Annotated in this window: 17 protein-coding genes; 9 read left to right on the top strand and 8 right to left on the bottom strand. The window is 50.5% G+C overall.

The window, feature by feature from the left end; genetic code table 11:
• Positions 1 to 38: 38 nt before the first annotated feature.
• The 8 genes from MA03_RS03230 to MA03_RS03195 all read left to right on the top strand — a co-directional run bounded on the left by MA03_RS03230 (position 39) and on the right by MA03_RS03195 (position 8,603).
• Entirely contained in the window at positions 39 to 1,253 is a 1,215-nt protein-coding gene (locus MA03_RS03230) for a saccharopine dehydrogenase family protein (RefSeq protein ID WP_338034401.1), read from the top strand.
• 44 nt (positions 1,254 to 1,297) lie between these two features.
• Positions 1,298 to 2,017, top strand: a complete 720-nt coding sequence (sufC, locus tag MA03_RS03225) for a Fe-S cluster assembly ATPase SufC (RefSeq protein WP_052883899.1) — start codon at positions 1,298 to 1,300, stop codon at positions 2,015 to 2,017.
• Positions 2,014 to 3,426 (top strand): Fe-S cluster assembly protein SufB, encoded by a 1,413-nt coding sequence (gene sufB, locus MA03_RS03220; RefSeq protein WP_052883898.1) that lies wholly within the window; start codon positions 2,014 to 2,016, stop codon positions 3,424 to 3,426. The genes sufC and sufB overlap by 4 nt, the downstream gene beginning before the upstream one ends.
• On the top strand, positions 3,423 to 4,508 hold the full coding sequence (locus MA03_RS03215) for a SufD family Fe-S cluster assembly protein (protein WP_052883897.1): 1,086 nt from the start codon (positions 3,423 to 3,425) through the stop codon (positions 4,506 to 4,508). Before sufB ends, MA03_RS03215 begins: the two co-directional genes overlap by 4 nt.
• A gap of 154 nt (positions 4,509 to 4,662) precedes the next feature.
• Positions 4,663 to 5,736: a sugar ABC transporter substrate-binding protein gene (locus tag MA03_RS03210; protein WP_236944922.1), complete on the top strand. Its 1,074-nt coding sequence runs from the start codon at positions 4,663 to 4,665 to the stop codon at positions 5,734 to 5,736.
• A 40-nt stretch (positions 5,737 to 5,776) separates the two neighbouring features.
• Complete coding sequence (locus MA03_RS03205) at positions 5,777 to 6,769, top strand: ABC transporter permease (RefSeq protein ID WP_052883896.1); 993 nt, start codon at positions 5,777 to 5,779, stop codon at positions 6,767 to 6,769.
• A 6-nt stretch (positions 6,770 to 6,775) separates the two neighbouring features.
• Positions 6,776 to 7,537 (top strand): ATP-binding cassette domain-containing protein, encoded by a 762-nt coding sequence (locus MA03_RS03200; protein ID WP_052883895.1) that lies wholly within the window; start codon positions 6,776 to 6,778, stop codon positions 7,535 to 7,537.
• A 70-nt stretch (positions 7,538 to 7,607) separates the two neighbouring features.
• Complete coding sequence (locus tag MA03_RS03195; RefSeq protein ID WP_052883894.1) at positions 7,608 to 8,603, top strand: MDR/zinc-dependent alcohol dehydrogenase-like family protein; 996 nt, start codon at positions 7,608 to 7,610, stop codon at positions 8,601 to 8,603.
• A gap of 52 nt (positions 8,604 to 8,655) precedes the next feature.
• Here the strand turns inward: MA03_RS03195 and csx1 are convergent, their stop codons facing one another.
• The 3 genes from csx1 to MA03_RS03180 all read right to left on the bottom strand — a co-directional run bounded on the left by csx1 (position 8,656) and on the right by MA03_RS03180 (position 15,919).
• Entirely contained in the window at positions 8,656 to 10,113 is a 1,458-nt protein-coding gene (csx1, locus tag MA03_RS03190) for a CRISPR-associated CARF protein Csx1 (protein WP_052883893.1), read from the bottom strand.
• 95 nt (positions 10,114 to 10,208) lie between these two features.
• The gene (locus MA03_RS03185; RefSeq protein ID WP_052883892.1) at positions 10,209 to 13,310 is read right to left on the bottom strand and encodes an alpha-mannosidase; all 3,102 of its coding nucleotides are present in this window, start codon (positions 13,308 to 13,310) and stop codon (positions 10,209 to 10,211) included.
• Between the two features lie 125 nt (positions 13,311 to 13,435).
• Positions 13,436 to 15,919 carry a M1 family aminopeptidase gene (locus tag MA03_RS03180; protein ID WP_052883891.1) on the bottom strand — a complete coding sequence of 828 codons (2,484 nt, stop codon included), beginning with the start codon at positions 15,917 to 15,919 and terminating at the stop codon, positions 13,436 to 13,438.
• Between the two features lie 160 nt (positions 15,920 to 16,079).
• On the opposite strand from MA03_RS03180, the gene MA03_RS03175 reads away from it, so the two are divergent.
• Positions 16,080 to 16,934 (top strand): protoheme IX farnesyltransferase, encoded by an 855-nt coding sequence (locus MA03_RS03175; RefSeq protein WP_191118717.1) that lies wholly within the window; start codon positions 16,080 to 16,082, stop codon positions 16,932 to 16,934.
• Positions 16,935 to 17,045: 111 nt separating this feature from the next.
• Here the strand turns inward: MA03_RS03175 and MA03_RS03170 are convergent, their stop codons facing one another.
• The 5 genes from MA03_RS03170 to MA03_RS03150 are packed head-to-tail and all read right to left on the bottom strand — an operon-like array spanning position 17,046 to position 20,299.
• A complete protein-coding gene (locus tag MA03_RS03170; protein WP_052883889.1) occupies positions 17,046 to 17,696 on the bottom strand; it encodes an ATP-binding cassette domain-containing protein in 651 nt (216 codons plus the stop codon).
• A complete protein-coding gene (locus MA03_RS03165; protein ID WP_052883888.1) occupies positions 17,687 to 17,977 on the bottom strand; it encodes a hypothetical protein in 291 nt (96 codons plus the stop codon). Before MA03_RS03165 ends, MA03_RS03170 begins: the two co-directional genes overlap by 10 nt.
• Complete coding sequence (locus MA03_RS03160) at positions 17,978 to 18,436, bottom strand: hypothetical protein (protein WP_191118716.1); 459 nt, start codon at positions 18,434 to 18,436, stop codon at positions 17,978 to 17,980. It abuts the gene before it with no gap.
• Complete coding sequence (locus tag MA03_RS03155; protein WP_191118715.1) at positions 18,405 to 18,929, bottom strand: hypothetical protein; 525 nt, start codon at positions 18,927 to 18,929, stop codon at positions 18,405 to 18,407. The genes MA03_RS03160 and MA03_RS03155 overlap by 32 nt, the downstream gene beginning before the upstream one ends.
• A 5-nt stretch (positions 18,930 to 18,934) precedes the next feature.
• Positions 18,935 to 20,299 carry a hypothetical protein gene (locus MA03_RS03150; protein WP_052883885.1) on the bottom strand — a complete coding sequence of 455 codons (1,365 nt, stop codon included), beginning with the start codon at positions 20,297 to 20,299 and terminating at the stop codon, positions 18,935 to 18,937.
• Positions 20,300 to 20,348 lie beyond the last annotated feature (49 nt).

Genomic DNA, 20,348 nt, shown 5'->3' with positions numbered 1-20,348 from the left:
ATTTAAGTAGGTCGGAGTCTTATAAGCGGTGAACACGTATCAGGTTAGCTATCCTTGGTTGCGGAGCTGTCGGCTCCGTGGTCGCAAGGCTAGCACTCAAACACCGGGTTGCAGATGAGGTAACCTGTTTCGACAGGAATCTTGAGAGGGCGAGAATGTTCCTAGACTTCGAAGACTCCCACGATATACCTGTTGAAGAAGCTGATGCGATTAACAGCGAGATGCTTTCCTCTAAGCTATCAGGCTATGACTTCGTTGTAAACACGCTGCCAACCTTTGTAAGGATAAATGAGAGGGAAAAACTCCTCAATCCCATCGTCATGCAGGCCAGCTTGAAGGCAGGGGTACCCTACATGGACTTAGCGTGCTACGGGGGCAGACGCAGGACTGCAGAACAACTTGCACTCTCCGCGGCTTTCAGGAGAGAACACAACCTTGCAATAATCAACGCTGGCGCGTCTCCAGGCCTCACAAACCTCCTTGCTCGCGAGGCATACGAGGACCTAGACAAGGTGTTCTCGATAAAAGTGATGTCCCTCGAGGATCAGAAAGGTCCGTCCTTCTTGATATCGTGGTCTCGAGAAGAAATGCTCAACGTCGCAACCCCTGTTCTCGTGTATAGGAACAGGAGATACGCCTTCATAGAGCCCTTCTCGGAGTCCATCGAGTGCAACTTTCCAGCCCCCGAAGGCTCAGTTCGTTGTTACCCTGTGTCTAACGATGAGAGCTACACAATTCCCGTTTACCTCCGTACGCAGGACTTTGACTACTATGCTGGGGGGAGCGATATAGAAATTCTCCGGGCACTTTACAGGCTTGGAGTCCTCGAGGAGAAAACCCTTATTGTAAGGGGAAAGAGGGTGTCACTCAGGAGCCTGCTGTACCAGATCCTCAAGGAGCCCTCATCTCCTCGAAGCTATCTATCAGCAATCGAGGAGGGAGAGTTGGAGGACGCCTTCTTCGCGGTAGGAGTTGTTGCTATCGGCGAGATATCTGGTGAGAAGGGGCTCTCCAGTAGGAGTGTGTTCTTTCCAAGCCAGAGGAGGGTGAACAACCTTCTTCCCGGTGCCACTTATATAACCTATCCCACGGCGCTCGTAGTGATAGCCCTGCTTCAGAGCTTGAAGGGTCGCAATTTGCACGGTGTCTTCCCATTGGAGGCTCTCCCAGGAGTAGTAAGGAGAAATATCCTCGAAACTCTCGAGGAACACAAGATATTTGTGAACAGGGAGTTCAAGGTTGAGGAGAAGTAACAAGTTTTTATACAGGCTTCGCGTATTATGACGGTGGCATATGTATGGTGGAGCTTGAGGTAAGTAATCTTTATGTGAAGGTTGAAGGAAGGGAGGTAATCAGAGGTGTAAGCTTTCACGTAGGCGGGGGGAAGATCACTGTAATTGTAGGTCCCAACGGGAGCGGCAAGAGCTCACTATTACTCAGTATTATGGGTCACCCAAGATACACAGTGACACAGGGCAAAATACTCTTAAACGGGGAGGATATCAGCAGCCTAAAACCACACGAGAGAGCAAGGAAAGGAATTTTCCTAGCATTTCAGAACCCACCTGAGCTTCCAGGTGTAAACATATTAAGCTTCCTCACCGAGGCAGCCTCAAAGTTGGGGCGTCCTTCGGATATAGGAGCAGTCTATGCTTCGCTTCAAGCAGTCGGATTGCCTAAAGAATACTCGGATCGCAACGTAAACGAAGGTTTTTCGGGTGGCGAGAAGAAACGCCTAGAACTAGCGCAAGCCTTCATGCTCGACCCTAGCGTGGTGATGCTTGATGAACCAGACTCTGGCCTAGACATTGAGGGTTTAAGGATGCTCTCTAGGCTTGTCCGAGACCTAGCCTCTCGTGGAAAAGCCGTCCTATTAGTTAGCCATAACCCGAAAACACTTGAGTACATAAGCCCTGATAAGGTACTTGTGTTGGTCTCTGGGCGTATAGCCCTTGAGGGTGGGATAGAAGTGGTAAGAAAGATAGAGTCTGAGGGATTCCCGGTGATAGCGGAATGAGCATCCCAGTTCCCATAGAGGAGTTAGCACTACCCCAATACGATATAAGCTCGATAACTTATAAGCCCCGCATCCAGCTCAAAGGAAGGATCTCAAGGAGCACAATCGAAGAGCTCTCAAGGTCCAAGCGAGAGCCAGAGTGGATGCTCAGGTTGAGGCTGCGTAGCCTGGAGCTCTTCGAAAAGCTGCCCACCCCGAACTGGCTCGTTGGGGTTGAGGAGCTGGATCTCGAGGAGCTTACCCATTACATTCAGCCCGACGTGGAACGTGTTTCAAGCTGGGACCAGCTCCCATACGAGATAAGGAGGGTTTACGAGAAGCTTGGACTACCCGAGATTGAGGCGAGGGTCCTCTCGGGGCTAGCAGCCCAGTTTGAGAGCGAAAACATCTACTTGTCCTTTAAGAAGTTCCTGGAAGAGAAAGGCGTCATCCTCATGGATATGAGCGAGGCGGTCATAAAATACCCGGATCTAGTGAAAAAATACTTTATGAGGGTCTTCCCGCCCAGCGACCACAAGTTCGCGGCGCTACATGGCGCGGTCTGGAGCGGTGGTGTTTTCCTCTATGTGCCCCCTGGTGTGCGAGTCGAGGCGCCCATAGAGGCATTCTTCTTTGTAGCCAGCGAGCTAGAGGCACAGTTCGAGCACACGCTTATAGTGGCAGATGAAGGAAGCTTCATCCACTTCATCGAAGGCTGCGCAGCCCCGTTGTTCAAAAAGTACAGCTTTCACGACGGCATGGTTGAGATTTACGCGCATAGAAACTCGCACGTGAAGTTTACCACTGTGCAGAACTGGAGCAAGAACCTCATCAATTTCAACAATAAGAGAGCGATCCTAGAGGAAGGAGCTGTTGTAGAGTGGGCTGAGGGCAGCCTGGGAAGCAAGGTTAGTTATGTCTACCCCTCCGTGATACTCAAGGGCCGGGGCTCGAGGGCAAGCATTTATAACATAACCCTCGCTAAGGGTAAAACATGGAAAGACAGTGGGGCCAAAGCTTATCATCTAGCCCCCGAGACGAGCAGCGAGGTTGTAAGTAAGAGTATTAGCGCACAGGGCGGAGTGGCAGTATACCGGGGTCTAGTAAAGATGGCTAGAGGTGCACGAAACTCTAAAGCAGCCGTGAAGTGTGACAGCCTCCTACTCGACACAGAGTCAAAGGCCTACACATACCCGAAAAACGAGATCGAGGAGGATGATGCTCTTGTAGTCCACGAGGCTACTACTGGTAGGCTAAGCGAGGATGCGCTCTTCTATGCTCAGTCGAGAGGCCTTACAGAGGACGAGGCTAGGCGTCTCCTTGTCATCGGATACGTCGGGGACATACTCAAAAACCTTCCATTCGAATACCAGGTAGTATTCAGGAGGGTATTAGAGCTCGAGTTCGAGGAGCTAGGTGGCTACGGTTGAGCCTGAAGGAACTCAAAGCAATCCCCTACCAGCCCGTGGCAGACTCCCCGGCGGTCCGTTACTATACTGACTGGAACGCCTTTGAACCATACTTAGAGAATCCCGCTCCTCCTGTTCAGCTCGGCTGGGACGACGACGCGCTTAGACTACTCAACCTTAAGCCTGACCTTATACTCAAGCCCACGCCCTTAAAAGATAAACCCGAGCTACCCGAAGCAAGCTCTAAACGTGTGCTAGCCTTCCATCTAAACACGCTTAACTCTCAGGTAAACGTTTTTCTCCGCGATACGTCATACACGATACTTGTCCCCAAGCCCCGTGAAGGAGTCCTCGCAGCTCACCTATCTGTAAGGGCTACGGGAAACTCAACCCTTAACGTCTTGCTACTTTCACCAGCTGATGCCGAAGGGCTTAACACGCTCTCGATAGACGTGGAAGTCGATACGGCCTCAACTCTCAGGCTAAACTACATTATACGCGACTCCTACAGGGCTCCAAGCGCAATATTCCAGCGAACAAGACTTGACAAGGATTCAAGGCTTGAGACATTCTTGATTGGCTCACGAGGTAGAATGACTCATATGGAGATGAACCAGCTCCTCGAAGGAGAGGCTTCCGAAGCTGAGACCGTGGCTCTACTCGCAGCCGGTAAATTTTCACGCATCACGCTTGAGACAAGCGCTGAAACAAGGGCTCCCAGAACAGAGATATCCATAAGAGGGCTGGGCTTCGCAAACGAGGGCTTCATAGCTCATAAGGGATTTGCGCGGGCGCGTCGCGGAGCCATGGAATCAAGGCTCGAAGTGCGTTCGAGGCTAATTCCTCTTTCCCCCACATCCAGGGTTTACGCTGCCCCCGTGCTGGAGATAGAGTCGGATGAGCCCAGCTATGCTGCTCACTCAGTAGCTATGGGTCCCTTAGACCCTGAACACATATTCTATATTGAATCGAGGGGGTTTAATGAAGCAGAGGCAGTGAGGCTTCTCGTCAAGAGCATGTACGCATCACTGATAAGCCGGATGCGGGGTAGCAGCCTCTACCAGCACGCGCTGAGGCTTCTCCTGGAGGAGCTAGGCTTATAGTTGTTAGTCTTAAAATCCTTGAATCTATAGAGCCGAGCACTTTTCCTTAGAAAATGTATATTCGTTTTATATAATTCCAGTAATAGCTAAAACCTTAACATAATAAATATAACGGAATCAACTTATATATAGTGATAATGCTAAATATGATCGTATGAGCCAACAACAAAAGAGTAAAGGCACAGCGCTCGCAGTTTACATAATTATAGGCATCATAATTGGAGCAGTTCTAGGTTATGCAGTAGCCTCTATGACAATGGTACCTTATTCCAAATACGCTGCACTTGAAACAGAGTTGGAACAGTACAAGGCTGGCGCTGGAAAACCTGGAGCCCCCGAGTACACATTCTACTATGTCTCGCATGGCGGGCCAGCTGATCCATGGTGGGCACCCGTGATCAAGGGCTCCCAGCTAGCTGGACAGATGCTGAACGTCAAGGTGGTGTATAGTGGTCCCGAGAAGTTTAGCATACAAGCACTCGTCGACCTCTTGAACAGCGCTATAGCCGCTAAACCCCAGGGCATAATCCTAACCATAACGGACTACAAGGCGTTAGACGAGCCGGCTAGGCGGGCTATAAGTCAAGGGATACCTATAATAGCGGTAAACGTCCCTGACCCGAGGCCTGCAAACCAGAGGATACCCTACCTCAGCTACGTTGGGCAGAACGAGTATGACGCTGGCTATTATCTAGCGAAGTACTTGATCGACAAGGGATACAAGCCCAAGCGCGTCGTTATAGGCATACACGAGGTGGGTCACGTGGGCCTCGAGACCAGGGCGAAAGGCATAACTGACGCTATAACCCAGGCGTACCCCGGTACACCTGTCGAGAAGCTCGACATCACTACTGACCCCACCAAGGCGGCAGAGGCGTTCAAAAACTACCTCACAAAGTACCCTGACACAGACGTCATCTTCACGCTAGGCCCACTGGGGGCACACCCCGCGCTCCAAGTCCTAAAGGAGATGAACCTCGTCGGAAAGGTCCACCTCCTTACAATCGATATCGACGACGTCATTCTCAAAGCCATCGAGAACGGAGAGCTTGAAGCCGCGGTAAGCCAACAGCCTTTCGCACAGGGCTTCCTACCGGTAGTCTTCATGTACCTCTACGTCAAGTACGGGATAATCCCGCCAGCACACGTTCCCACCGGCCCAACGGTTATAGACAAGACAAAGCTAGACACTGTCAGGAAGCAGATAGCTACAACTGGTGGTGCCTAAAAATAAAACAAAATTTAGATTTTTTCTCAGGTGATAATAATTGGCTACACAGACAGCTTCCAGTAGAAAGTCTCTCCTACTACTAATATCACAGCATCCGGAACTCGGCGTAATTGCAAGCTTCTCGATAATAGCACTGGCTTTCCTCGTCATATCCCCCGACAAGTTCCCAACACCCTCAACCCTTTACAGCATACTTACTCTCGCAGGCGAGCTTGGAGTCACCTCGATAGGAGTCGCGTTCCTCATGATAACAGGCGAGTTCAACCTCTCGGTAGGATCAGTCTACGCCCTCGTCCCGATGTTTGTCGTCCTTATGGTCGACGCTGGCATGGACATGCTTCTCGCAAGCGTGATAATGCTCAGCGTTGCCTTCGGGATAGGCGTGCTGACAGGCTATATAACTGTTAGGACAGGGATACCCAGCTTTATAACATCCCTGGGCATGATGATGTTTCTGCGAGGAATACTCCTAGCCATCACGGGAGGCTTCCCAGTTAGGCTGGAGGGGTCGCACTGGCTCACAGATGTATTGAACGGCGCCGTAGGCGTCGAAGGGCTGAGAACCAGCGCCGCCTGGCTACTCGCACTTACTCTGATCTTTCTAATAATACTCGACTACACCCCTTACGGGAACTGGACCTATGCTGTAGGCGCTAGCCCCGCTACGGCCCGCGAGCTAGGCGTAAAAGTCTGGCGGGTCAAGCTCGTAAACTTCGGGATCTCCTCGCTACTCGCCGGTCTAGCCGGGCTCATGGCTCTCTCAAGGTTCAAGATAGTAGACCCAACCCTAGGTCAAGGATTGGAGCTAGAGGCCATAACCAGCGCTGTGCTAGGAGGCTGCCTGCTCACAGGTGGGTACGGGAGTATCTTCGGCACATTTCTGGGAGCCCTACTCGTAGCCTTGACAAGAGTTGGCCTTGTGCTTGCAGGGGCCCCGGCCTACTGGTACAGCGCATTCATAGGTGTGATCCTGATAATAGCAACAATCATCAACACGTACGTCGTGAGAAAGTTCGTTACTTCAGGGTGATCTCCCATGGATAAGCTCCTCGAGATGAGAGGCATCGTGAAGAGGTTTGGCAGGGTGGAGGCACTTAGAGGCGTGGACTTCCATGTTAACCGTGCGGAAGTAGTGGGGCTCGTAGGGGACAACGGCGCTGGTAAGAGCACACTCGTCAAGACCATCGTCGGAGTATATCATCCAGATGAGGGCGAGATATACTGGGAGGGCAAGCCGACCATCTTCAGGGATCCCGGCGAGGCTAGAGCTGCGGGGATCGAGATAGTATACCAGCACCTCGCCCTTATAGACCTCTTGAGCATAAGCAGGAACATATTCCTTGGGAGGGAGCCTGTGAAAAGAATAGGACCTATAGCTTTCCTCGATAGACGTGCCATGGACGAGCAGTCATGGGAGATTATAAAGAGTATAGGCTTGAGAAGGCTGAGATCCCCGTCCGAGCGTGTAGCCAAGCTTAGTGGAGGGGAGAGGCAGTCAGTAGCCATAGGGAGGGCTATGCACTTTAAGGCGAAGCTCCTCATATTGGACGAGCCTACCGCTGCTCTCTCTGTACGTGAGACAAGAAAGGTGTTGGATCACGTCCTAGAAGTCAAGAACCAGGGTGTAAGTGTAATAATAATCTCCCACAACATATACCACGTCTACGAGGTCTCGGACAGGATAGTCGTCCTAGACCACGGTAGGAAAATTCTTGACGTTAGAAAAGAGGAGGTCACCCCGGAGGACGTGATTGAAGTAATAAGGAAGGGCGAACCCCTACAAAAAGCTGGATCCTAAAGCTGTGATGGTTCAAGCTCCAAACCACCTAAACTTTTTTACACCAAGAGCTAAATACATTTGATAAGCCTTGAAGGCCCTCATACTATATGGTCCCGGCGACCTACGATTAGAAGACGTAAAGGAGCCCGAGCTCCCAAGCGGCTGGGCCCTCGTAAAGACTGAAGCCGTGGGTATTTGCGGCACTGACAAGGCATTTTACAAGGGGACATACCCCCTTTTCAAGAAGCCCTTAATACCTGGACATGAGGTAGCGGGAAGGGTGGTAAGCGACGGGCCTCTCAAAGGCTTCCGGGTTGTGAGCGAGATAAACTTCTCCTGTGGAAAGTGTGAATACTGTAGGCGTGGGCTATACACTCATTGTCCATATAAGAAGACGCTAGGCATAGACTTCGACGGGGGTTTCGCTGAATACTTCGTAGCCCCACTAGAGGCATTGCACCGGATCGACGGGCTCTTAGACCCGGTTACCGCGACCGAGGTTGAACCACTTGCAGCAGTACTAAACGCTTTCACGCAAGCCCCGCCTAAACCGACGGATAACGTCGCCGTAATTGGGACGGGTAACATCGCTCTTTTAACAGTACACGTTCTTCGATGGCTTGGCCTCGAGCCGGTAGTAGTTGCTAGAAGCGGGAGCTCTAAAGCACATTATTTCGCCGAGCAGGGCTTCAGAGTTCTCGTGGATGACGAGGTTTTCAGCTATATACGGGAGAAGACACCCGAGGGTTTAGGGTTCGACGTAGTAGTCGAGGCCAGTGGAAGCCCCGAGGCCTTAGACAAGGCTATAAGCCTCACGCGTCCAAGAGGCGTGATACACCTTAAGTCGACTCCTGGCTCACAGTTCAAGGTAGGCATGACCCTTGCCGTAGTAAAGGAGCTTAGAATAATTGGCACGAGATGTGGTACCTTTAGAGAGTTTCGGAGAGCCATAGAGCTTTTAAGCAAGGGGGTTGTCAAGCCAGCCATTACAAAGATCTTTGATGGATTAGATAATGCGGTAAAAGCTTTCGAGGCCTCTCTCAGGCCAGAGGAGTTTAAGGTGGTCGTGAGAAATACAAGCTGAGCCTTAGAGGGTTGTCGCCTGGATATAGACTAATTCTATTATATTGCAGAGGCTATGTTGTGACGGCCTCCTTAAGGATATTCTTTATGCAACACCAATAGCCTCCTTTTACTCGAATCTGAATTTCGCTGTTAAACTTACGTACCTCTATAACCTCATCGTGGAATCCTGCGTGAGCAATGAAGTCTCGCTTGAAAATGGGGTCGCATTTCTTCACAGGGCTCTGAACTCCCTTCCGGTATTTGTAATAAGGCGTCCAGGCCTCCAGTATCTTTCCCTTAAGAAAATCAAGCTTCTCAATCTCTCTGTCAAGCAAATGTGTCACAACCTTCGAGCCCTGGTATAGTTTCTTCAGGTTTTTAAGCTCTGTGAGGGTCACCATCTCGAGTTCCGACGTACTAATCAGGCTTTTTATGCCTGACAGGATTGCGTGGGTCTGGAGTAGTGCACGGAATCCTGGAGCAAACTTATTCTTGCTCTCGACAATGATCTCATTGCCATCTTCGAAAGGCTCTCTACCTTTACGCCACTCCTCTATGGATCTCTTTAGGAAGACTTCGATATCCTTTAAACTCCAGTTGGCCTTGGGAGCACAGGAGTCGCTTTGACCAGGGTTTATAGAACCCCCTGAGGCCGAAGCCGAAGCCCCCTCAGCTGCAAGAGCGGGCTTTGCGAGGAGTGCAAGCTGGACAATGGCTCCTAGCCTGTATGCTCCAATGAGTGGAAGGGAGAGCTCTTCGATAAGGGATTTTATTGACTCATGCTCGGGAAAGTTTCTTACGTCGTTAAGGGTTTGCTTTACCTTTTGCTTTTGAAAGCCTATATAGCGTGTGACCTCCCAGGGATAAACATTCTCCTCGAGTAAAAGGTTGTATACTACATCTGGAGGATGGGCGTCTTGTGATTTTGGAGTACACGGGTTGGATTTGTCTCTCATTCGTTTTTCGTCCGCTTCTTTTTGGAGTATAGGGTAGGGATCCGCTTGGTATACCCTTATCTTTGTTCTCTGTATTCTCGATACGGAATAAAGTGCGGCAGCCTCTCTGAAGGAATCATACGTGAGGGTCGGCATATAATTAATACCGTGGCTGATGTCGAGTGTCAGCTCCAATGGACGGTCTTCTCTTATCGATTGCATGTATATCTCGTATAGTGCAAGACTTCTAAAATCGTCCATGTCTGCCTTGAAAACGTATACTGCATTACCTTTATTCTTCCTAATCACTCCTGGCAAGACTTTAATCTCAAACTCATCAAGATGTAAGCAAACATATCTCTCCGCATAACTCCTTGCTTTTTCGACAACGTCGTCGTAACTAGTGATCTTATCGGAGGCTTCAAGGGCCAGTGTATCAGAAACGATAAGGATCACTTTCTTGGGTTTTTCCACCTGGAAAAGGATTTCAAGCGTCGAGAAGCTTTTCACGCTCTCGCTGTTGCTTTTATAGTTTGCCAGTCTCCAATAAGCCGGGTTGCCCCATACGGCGAAAGCTATAACTTGAGAGGACATCCTGTTTGTATAATTTGCAACTTATTTTTATTAATTGCTTATGGGCATTAGGCATCGTTTTCAAATATTCCATCTAAAAATGGCATTGCATCTCTTCAATCGTGCCTAGGTACAAACTTCACCGTCTTGATCTCGAAGGGCCTCAGCTCCATGAAAAACTCACACACCCTATCGCGTAATAACTTATTATGTAGCTCAACAATGTCCGTCTCATATACGTCTCCAACGACAGGGAAGATCACAGAGCCCTTTGAACCCTTCCCGGATAAATCATACAGCCTTAATATTACTCCGTCGCCAGCCTCGGAGACCTTCAATGTTTCAAGTAACAGATCCTTCACCGTCAACAGACTACCATTTGGTGGTAGGCTACCGTCTCCCGAATTTTTCACAGTTTTCTTTGCTCCGGCCAGGATCTCGTAGGCTCTCCTGTAGACGCTTCCCTCATGGTAGTTAGACTTGTGTGGGTAAAGATACACTCTAGTCTCAAGCATGCCCATGTCTGACCATGGGTTCGGCATCGAGGCAGCTTTAAGCAGGCTGACCCCAACCCTGCTCCCGTCAAAACTGTAGCCATGGCGATCAACAGATAGAATAGCTAGGCCCCTTGACCCGTCGCTGAGGTCGACCCAGTTCAGTGCCGGAACCTCGAACATGGCCTCCGTCCTCCTCTCTACAGCCCTTGTCGGCCTCTTTACGGCTCCGAAGGGCACGTGGCACACAGCCGTATCAGTCTCCACGCCGGCCTCAATCCATAGTTTGAGGAGACGTGACCTTTCAACCCAGTCGAAGACAAACTTTAACTCAGCAATTTCCAGGCCCGAATAGAGGCTCACCGTTATCCTGACAGTGGAACCATTGTACTTGAAGATGGAGGTCGCCGAGGCAACAGCAGGGCCACTCATAATTATTTTTGGCCCCTCTACCAGCTCGAGCCTATCAGGCGGCAGTCGGAGCGCTGACTTCTCGATGTCCCACGCGTCGAACACCCCCGGCTTATCCACGTGTACTAAAAGTTCAGTCCGTTTAACAAAGCCAAACTCATCTCCTTTCCGCATCACTGACTCGACTAACCCCTCACGCCCTATAACCACTTCAAGATACTCATTTTCAAGAATCACTTTACCATCCTTATGGCTGGCTCTAGCCTCTCCTCTAACACTGGGCTTTAGAGAAGGGCTCAAACTGGTGTACCCTAGCGAGGGGATTCTTACAACGGCAATAGCCGTGCCTCCGAGTTCCTGGCACGCTAGAAGGTTTGGCGACTCGTATTTACAGCTGGGCAATTCTACCACGTATGCGGCTTCCCAGGGAAGCCTGTTGAAGACCACTATGCTTCCCGCGGGAGCCTGTATTTCCGAGGCAAGCAACTCGACGAGACTTGAGGAGAGATCACTGAGCCCCTGCAACGCATCCTCGAGCTCCCCATAGGCTTCCTCATAGGCTTCACGACACGATGAGCCCGGTAAAACGTCGTGGAACTGGTTTCGCAGTATGGTCTTCCAGTATGCCTGTGTACTTCCCGGGAGCCTCTTGCCCCTAAGGTAGGCTAACGCTGAGAGATAATCACTCCACATCACCTCGTTTTCGGCCCTAGCTACAAGTTGCTTGACGCGTAGGTTGGTCGTATAGACTCCGCGGTGAAACTCGTTGTAGATTTCCCCCTCCCATACGGGAAGCTTACCCATAGATTTTGTGAGGGTTGAGATGTACTCCTCCTCTTTGGGCGCAACGACCAGCTCCGGGACGAGCTTGAGCTTCTCGAGTAGTTTAAGCCTTTCAAGCATGGTGAATGTAGGTCCTCCCCCGCCGTCGCCGAAGCCGTAAGCGTGAACCGCGACAGGAAAAACGTCTTTCTGCTTGTATTTGTCCCACAAGGCTTGAAGCTCCTCAACCCTCAAGACACCGTTATACGTCTGCACTAGAATATGAGTAGCAACCTCAGATCCGTCTAGACCTCTCCACACGAACGCGTGGTAGGGAAACTCGTTAGTATCGTTCCACATGACTTTATGCGTCACGAATACATCTACACCTGACTTCCTCAAGATTTGCGGGAGCTGTGCTGAGAACCCGAAGCTGTCGGGTAGCCAGCCGATCCTACACGTTCTACCAAACTTCTCCAGAAAGTATCTCTGACCGTAGAGGAACTGTCTTGCTAGAGACTCTCCCTGTAGAAGCTGCGTATCCGATTCAACCCACATCCCGCCGGCTGGGAGCCACAGACCCTGCTGGACAAGCCTCTTTATCTTGTTAAAAAGCAGTGGATCAATAGACTCAAGCCACTCATAGTTCTGAGCCCCGCTCTGGACAAAAGTAAACCTGTAGCCCATTTCTGCAAGCCTTACAACAGTGCTGAAAGTTCTCCTCACCTTCAACCTGGTCTCACTGTAAGGCCAGAGCCAAGCCGTGTCGATATGAGCGTGTCCGAAAAGATATACTCGGCCAGTCCTAGCCGTGTCTGAAAGCAAGTCTCTCAACTCCTCTAGGACGTCTCCTACGGTTTTCTGCACCCGGGAGGGATCAGGCCTGGGCGTGTCCTCAAGAATCTTCTTGTAAACCCCTGGCCCGTACACTGATGCCACGTAGCCGTAGTCCCACCTCAGGCCTCTATACTCTGGGCTGCTCTCGTGGGGGGAGACACCGTAGAGCGTCCTGGCGAGAGCGTAGACTTGGAGCAGTGAGGGCGTAACGCTTATCCTCGCGGCTGCCCTGGTCAAGGCTTCACGTACAGTTTCTTGTTGCTTAGCGAGGCTCAAGAGGTCCATTACCGCTAGCACGGTATTGAATTCCTCCCACATCACGTTCGCGGCACACGCCCCGAGAAAGCCAAGGCTCCAGGGATTCTCGCCAAACAGTCTTCTTGGAGTAGCGGTAACCCTCAACGTATGCTCTCCCGGGTCTATAACCACGAGTTTGTGGTACTCGTCTATAGCCTGGTACAAGGATCCGTCCACATAAAGCTCCCCGTTACCAGTCATGTCTAAACGTAGCAGCCACTTCCCCCCTCTACCAGGTAGATTAACACTGTTCTCAAATACCAGCCCAGCATACTTGTCAAGCGACTTGTAAAACGGCAACTGGACCCTGACGCCTTCATGAAACCATTCAGGGTAATCCTGGAAGTCCAGAAAAGTAGAGGCTAAAAGGTCGAATAAGCGACGCTCAATCTCGTTCAGAGTGAGGCTTACGGACACATTATCTTTCACATTAAAGCGGTAATATGGCTAACGTTTACCCTCAAGGCATGAATGCATGTAGTATTCAATCCAGACGTGTCAAAAAAGGCATAGCTTAGAAAGATAGGCGAAAATCTCTAAAGCTAGGCTCCACGCATCTCGAGTTTTTCAACTCTCTCCGAGAGTCTCCTCTCCTCTTCCTGTAGCTTGTCCAACTCCTCCCGGAGCTTCCTGTACTCCTCTCCCCTCTCCATGCTCTTCTTGATTGCTTCAGCAGCGTCTCTTGCCGACCTGGCAACCCTCCCGGAGACATCGTTCTTCAATTGTTCAAGGATGGAGAGGTACTTCGGGCTCAACGACCTTGTGGCTGCAACTGTGACGGCCAGCCGTATGTGGGGGTGCTGGCTTCGTGAAGCCTGCTCCATAGCGTCGATTATCTTCTGGTTTGGCGTGAAGTATCCTAAGGCCCTGATAGCCGCTGTCCTGAGCTGTAACGGTTTCCCGGGCGAGGCATAGCTCAGTATTACATCGAGAGCCTCAGGGTCTCCCATTATACCCATGCCCTCAAGAGCGCTCGCGGCAATAACGTGGTTATGTGAGGGGTATTCCAGGGCTTTCTTGAGCTCATCCAAGGCACCCTTATAACCAGTCCTCGCGAGCGATATAGCGGCCTCTGCCCTCACGTAGTAGCTCTCGGTTGTAGTCGACAAGATTTCTGAGAGTTTTCTAGCTACCTCTTCATCCCTGAAAGCGGATAAGCCCCTTATGACTGCACGCTTAACCCTGGGATTCTTAACCACGTTAAGGGAGTCCAGCAAAGCCTTCCTGGCTGCGAAACCCCCAATCCTCCTGAGAGCGCCTGCAGCCTCCACACGCAGACCCCAGAACTCGTCCTCGTTCACGAGTATCTGCTTGATTTCCTCGACATGCCGTGCGCTCCCCTTCTTCCCAAGCTCTCGCATTGCAATCACTCTTGGGTAAAGCTTCCCACAGCCCTTCACCACTCGTAAAAGCTCGTCCGGGCCCACGTCAAGCGATAGAGCCTTGAAAACCTTGAAATCTGGGTCTATGCATACACAGTCAGGCTTGGAGTCAAGCTTCACGTAGAAAACATGTGTCTTTTCGCGAATCTCGAATTTTCTACGCGTCTCCCATCCTTCACCCTTAAACACTACCTCTAATGGTAATGTATACTTTGGAAGGGAATCCTCGCCCTGACCCTGTACAACCTTTAGCTCCAATACCTTTTCCTTCTCCTCCCACCTCCACGAAACCGTGAGGGACGGGTGTCCCGCATTATACACAAACTGTTCGAAGAAGGAGTCTAGGCTGACTCCAGCTGTATTCTCGAGAGCCTTCCTGAGGTCATCCGTGTCAGCAGTGGACTCACGCCTCGCCTCCAGGTAGGCCTTTATCCCCCTCCTAAAGTTATCCTCGCCTATAATATTCGCTAGAGTCCACAGAACCAGGGCACCCTTAGGGTAGCTGTGCGCGTCGAAGACCTCGTCCGCATACTTATATACCCTTGTCACGATCGGACGCGAATACCTCTCATACTCGCCCAGGTAGGAGTCAAGCATACTCACCAGGTCGTAGACAAACTCGTCCTCGCCGAGCTCTTTTCTCCTCCATAGCGCCTCCATGAGGGTTGCAAAGCTCTCGTTAAGCCAGATGTGCGACCAGTCACGGCACGTCACCAGGTCCCCAAACCACTGATGCGCCAACTCGTGGCTCACAAGCGGCTCACTCCTGAAATCCACATGTGCCAGCTCGTCGTGTAGGGTCGCACTCGTAAGTATGGTTATTGAGGCGTTTTCCATGCCTCCCGCGACAAACTCGTCGACACAGACCTGACTATACTTCGGGTACGGGTACTTGACACCGGTATACTCCTCGAAGAACCTTATCATGTCTTTAGTATACCTGAAGCTCCTCTCCATATCTCCCTCTCTTCCTCTCGGCACTATGTACTGTAAGAGTATGTTGCCAAGCTTCTCCTCCTTGACCGCGAAGTCCCCGACCGCGAAGGCTATAAGGTAGGCGGGAATTTTCGAGTCGAGCCTGAAAGTCCATTTAGCGTCATCCCCGATGACTTCACTCCCCATCAAGACTCCGTTGGCCACGACAGCGAGACCCCTGGGAGCAATAATCGAGAGTTCTACTGTGGCCTTCCTGTTAGGGTAGTCGTACGTCGGAAGCCAGTACCTGGTGTCCTCCGGCTCCCCCTGAGTGTATACGAACCTTGCAGGCTCGTCCCTATCAACTGGTATGAACCAAACCCCTGCCTTGGGCTGTATAGCCCTGTATTCTACCTCGACCTCTATCTTCTCACCCTTGCTTGCCGGGCGCGGCAAATAAACTTCGAGGTTCTCCCCGTCGTAAGAATACTTAGCCTCAGAACCGTTGACCTTCACGCTGATAATAGACATGTCCCTGGCGTGCAGGGACAATTTATCAATGTCTGTGAGTGCCTTGAATATGTTTATGGCCTTACCATTCAGACTCCTTTGAGCCAGGTTAAGCCTGACCTCGGCCGTCACGTGTAGAAAGTCGAGAGGCGGGTTAGGGGGCCATTGGGGCTCGTATTCCGGGTAAGTAAAATTCCTACCAGGTTTTACAAATGACATTAGGGTCACTTAAATTGTGTCGCAAGGGATATATTCTTATCTGCTTCACCTTCTATCGGGAAGCTTATATGGCTTCTAAGCGCACATTATTAGATGGTTTAGGATATATTCAATGATAAACTGTAAGGTTAATAATAACTTTACTAGAAAAATTAACTACGTGAAAGCAACAATCAAGGATATTTTATTCGGCTTCTTCAAGCTTAAACAAAGTCTCCTCGCCGTTTGGATCGGTATCCTTGCTTTCCTAGCTGCTAGTGGTTTAAAACCGAATCTATACTATCTTTTCTTGACCATCCTTTCCTTAACCTTCACCGTGTTCGGTTCCACCGGTCTTAACATGGTCCTTGATGCGGACATCGACTCCCTGATGCCCAGAACCAGTTGGAGGCCTATTCCCTCAGGTAAGCTCGGCAGGCTAGAGGGCGCTTTGTTAAGTCTCTCTCTCCTAGTAGCTGGACTAGTTATAGGAGCACTAGTGAATGAGTGGGTTTTCATAGCGGGACTACTCGGCTTCATCCTCTTCGTACCTCTATACACGCTATTCCTGAAAAGGAAAACTCCTTGGAGTACTCTAATCTGCGGCTTTGCGGGAGGCATGCCGGCACTAGGTGGCTGGACGGCAGTAACCGGCAGTCCAGGTATAGAGGGAGTTTTGCTTCTATTGCTTGCAGGGTTTTGGAGCAATCTACACATATGGAGTCTGGCAACATACTATGCTGAAGATTATAGAAAGGCGAACGTGCCCATGCTACCCGTAGTGAAGGGGGAGAAAACCGGGTTAGTTGGCGCACTAACCATGGGGGTCATCGTGGGTATTCTAACCTACGCGTTGTGGGCTGTAGGCCTAATAGGATTAATTGGATTTCTTCTCTCAATCCTCCCCCTTCTGGTCTCGCTTTTCTACATAGTGAGGGGTTTAACCACGGGAGACTATAAAACTTGGTCCTATAAGGCGTTTAAAATGGCCAGTATATATATGGCGGTCGTCTTCCTCGCCCTCATCTTGAAATGAATTCCAGGACAAGGAAGATTCGCAGCGCCTACATTTTTTAAAAAAATATAATGAGATTCAGAGACGGGTATCCTAAAATGTTTCCTATGCTTTGGCTGGTATAGGAGGCTACTAGGTGGCCTCCAGTCTTTGAAACTCTACAATCATCCCGTTGTGAAATTTGATGATGCTGGAAGCCATATCCATGAAGCCCTCCGGCAAAAAGTGTGTTGCCACCAGCAGCGTTTTTCCTTTTAAGCTTAGCTCCCGGACAGCACTTAGCACTTTGCTTAGGGATGCACTGTCTAGTAGCGTGAAGGGCTCGTCCAGCACGTAGAGTTCCGCCTCGCAGCCTAACGCTATGGTGAGTTGAAGCCTTTTCTTCATCCCGCTAGAGTATGCCAGGGGGAGTTTGCGCCAGTATGCCTTCACAGCCAGCGATGAAGCGAGTTCTGCAGCCATTGGTGACGACTCACGAGTACTGAATACTAGTTCCGCGAATTCTTCACCCGACATCCACCAGGGGAGAGGCAGGCCCTCAAACATGAAGGAAACCTTCTTTGAGAGCAGACTAAAATCCTTACGCGGATCAAGTCCGAAGACCTTAACGTAACCCGTCGTAGGCCTGAGTAGTCCTACTACAAGCTTGAGGAACGTGGTCTTGCCCGAGCCATTAGGTCCCATGAGGACGTGGAGACCCTCACTCAAGCTAAGAGTAACGTTTCTCAAACCCCAATCCAGCCCGAACCTCTTTCCCAGGCCAACAGCCTCCACTACCTCCACTTGACCTCCCCCCTCACTACGTAGGCATATCCTGCCAGGACGCCCGCCGCAACTGCTGTGATGAAGATACTGGGGTAGCCGAGAGCTACTGTTAGAGCATCACCTGCGGAAACCACTAGTTTATGGTACAACGGGTATACTTGTAGAGGACCGCCCATCGGAGTTTCAAGAGCGTACAGCTCCACAGATGCTAGCAGGAGATAATAGACAGAGCGCGGCACAGCGTAGGCGAGAGCTGAGTAGAACAAGAACAAGTATAGCTGGAAGATGAGAAGGTTCACCTATATTTTACCCAGTACGAGGAGGAAGAGGCCAAGATTCCCTAGAACTAGCCCAGCGTCACGAGACAAAGCATATATTGTCTTCGCGAGCACGACCGGCCCCGAGGCGAGGACTAGGTAGGAGGCTAGCTTCAAGGAATATATCCGGGAAGTTGTAAGACCAATGAGGAAGCCCGCGTAGTCATAGCCCTCCTCTCTGGCATAACAAAACAATATAGAAACAAGGGTGACCGCGTGCAGAGATACAAGAACAGGTTCAACCCGGCTCGCAGAATACTTAAACACGAGGAGCATCGCGTCCGCCACACTGTAAGACGGGGCGACCTCCCAGGCGAGCTTAAACCTGTCGATCACATACAAGTACACTAGCAGCATAAGTATCGAGCTCAGGTAAGCCTCGCTGAAAGAGAGATACCATCCCAAACTCTTAAGCCATCGTCCTAAGCTCCCTAACCGCAAGGTAACCACCTGCGGAAAAAACCATCAACCCGATAACCGCTTCAAACCCATACAGCTTGCCGTACCCACTCCTATCCCCTGACGCTACCCGCCCCTCTGTAATTATCATGCACTCACCCTTACCCATGACGCGCAACCTGGTATAGAGCAGGTAAACTCCTTCTTTGGGGGCCGTGAACAGCGGACAGCACCTGGCATGTCCTCCCTCCACTTCAACGCCATATCGTTCACCAGTAGACAAGTGCACAAAGGTTAGGTTGTAGCCCGTTATGTTGCATCCCCTGGGCTCGACATGCAACAACACAGTATCATTGACGTTTAGGAGCAGGAAACTCCGTGTATCAACCTCCGTTGTGGATACGAGATGGGTTGAGTATATCCCGCCCGATCTAAGAGTAGTCTCCTCGACCGATGGGTTGTACACCCTGTTAAGGAATATGAGTGGAATAATCAGGGGTAAAAGCACAAACGCGAGAAGCAAGGCACCCCTCATTCCAATCACCTCCTCGCCTTAACAGAAAAATAGTAGAGCAGGATAAGAGCTGTATGAGTTAACGTAAAGAGATAGGCGGCGTCAGACCCGATACTCCCAGTAGAGCCAAGGCTTGTTGCTTTCAAAGGAACATTCGTGTCTGTCAGCCTTGAGTCTAAGACTCCCGAAAGGGATCGGAAGACCGGAATATATCCATTTACAGCCAGGTAGGAAGAGAGGTAAGAAGGAGCATAGCCCATCACCGGGAGCAGAGAAGAGTCATGTGAGGCCTCCAACAGGATACCTGCCTTTAAGTCGTATACGAAAAGGAAGGAGTCTATAGGAAATAGCATCAGTTTCACGTTGTCGTAGCCTATCACAGGCACAAATCTAATCATGTTTGGATCCGTCTGAACACGCACCAGATCCACCCTCCACGCCTTATGACTTTTAAGCTTAGAAACCAGATCATAGAAGAGAGTACAGTTCGTCTCTACAGTCGAGTTGAGGTACTCCTTTACAACACAGCCGAACCTCTGCAAGACCCTCCTTGCCTCATCGCTAACCTTACCTGCTCTCAACTCTTTCACATATACGTCTAAAACAGGGTAACTGAAAGCTATAGCAGTCCTTGCGCGCTCAATCCTGACCCCGCTCACGTTATAGTCCCTAGGCCCAGGAATAGAGGCGTTGAATAAGAGAAGATAGCCTACGAAGCCCGTAACATTAGGGCCATAAGCCGGCACACCATAATTGATCCCGGCCAGGATGAAGGACTTGCCTATACTCAGGTCGTAGGGTGTGAGCCAGAAGATCCAGTCTCCGAGAGAGAGCCGGCCTATAGGGTCTACAGTGTCCCCCGTCGAGCCGTCTACTAACAGGATCCTAGAGGTTGAGAACACCTTTTTCGTCCACACCAGGTATTCGTTCCTCTTACCGTCGGGCTCACCCAGGAACTCTATAAACCCCTTAGAATTATTTTCCCTTATCACGGCGGTGAAGTTGTAGAAAACGACAGTATAGTTGATCAAGTAACTTCTCGTCGTGGACGACAAGACGCGCACAACGACCTCGACCTTGTCAGTACTACAAAACTCTATTGGGACCTCCCAACTTTCCGTCAAATGAGAGGTGATATTCTCCTGTCCAGGGACTACCCCCACCTTATACATGCTTATATCAAACACGATCCTGCCCAAGGGTAGACCGACAGCCTCGTATCTCTCGCGGGCGAGTTGTACTAGGGGTGTTCTACCACTTGTAAAATCGCTTGAATTATGGACTACAAGACCGTACTGTAGCATGGCCCCCTCAGATACTCCTGTAGGTTGACCCTCAGTTATCAGCGCTAGTAAACCAAGGATCAGTATTAAAAGAAAAATCTTCTGCAATATTAGCCACCAAGAAGTTGTCTTTCTACTGCGCAATACCCTCCAGGTG

This window comes from Thermofilum uzonense (genome assembly GCF_000993805.1).
Lineage (GTDB): Archaea > Thermoproteota > Thermoprotei > Thermofilales > Thermofilaceae > Thermofilum > Thermofilum uzonense.
This window is presented reverse-complemented; position numbering and strand designations above follow the sequence as displayed.

Excerpts from the sequence above, each read along its gene's own strand:
- MA03_RS03155 (WP_191118715.1), bottom strand. The coding sequence starts at position 18,929 with ATGAGGGGTGCCTTGCTTCTCGCGTTTGTGCTTTTACCCCTGATTATT.
- sufB (WP_052883898.1), top strand. The coding sequence starts at position 2,014 with ATGAGCATCCCAGTTCCCATAGAGGAGTTAGCACTACCCCAATACGAT.
- MA03_RS03200 (WP_052883895.1), top strand. The coding sequence starts at position 6,776 with ATGGATAAGCTCCTCGAGATGAGAGGCATCGTGAAGAGGTTTGGCAGG.
- MA03_RS03180 (WP_052883891.1), bottom strand. The coding sequence starts at position 15,919 with ATGTCATTTGTAAAACCTGGTAGGAATTTTACTTACCCGGAATACGAG.
- sufC (WP_052883899.1), top strand. The coding sequence starts at position 1,298 with ATGGTGGAGCTTGAGGTAAGTAATCTTTATGTGAAGGTTGAAGGAAGG.
- MA03_RS03210 (WP_236944922.1), top strand. The coding sequence starts at position 4,663 with ATGAGCCAACAACAAAAGAGTAAAGGCACAGCGCTCGCAGTTTACATA.
- csx1 (WP_052883893.1), bottom strand. The coding sequence starts at position 10,113 with ATGTCCTCTCAAGTTATAGCTTTCGCCGTATGGGGCAACCCGGCTTAT.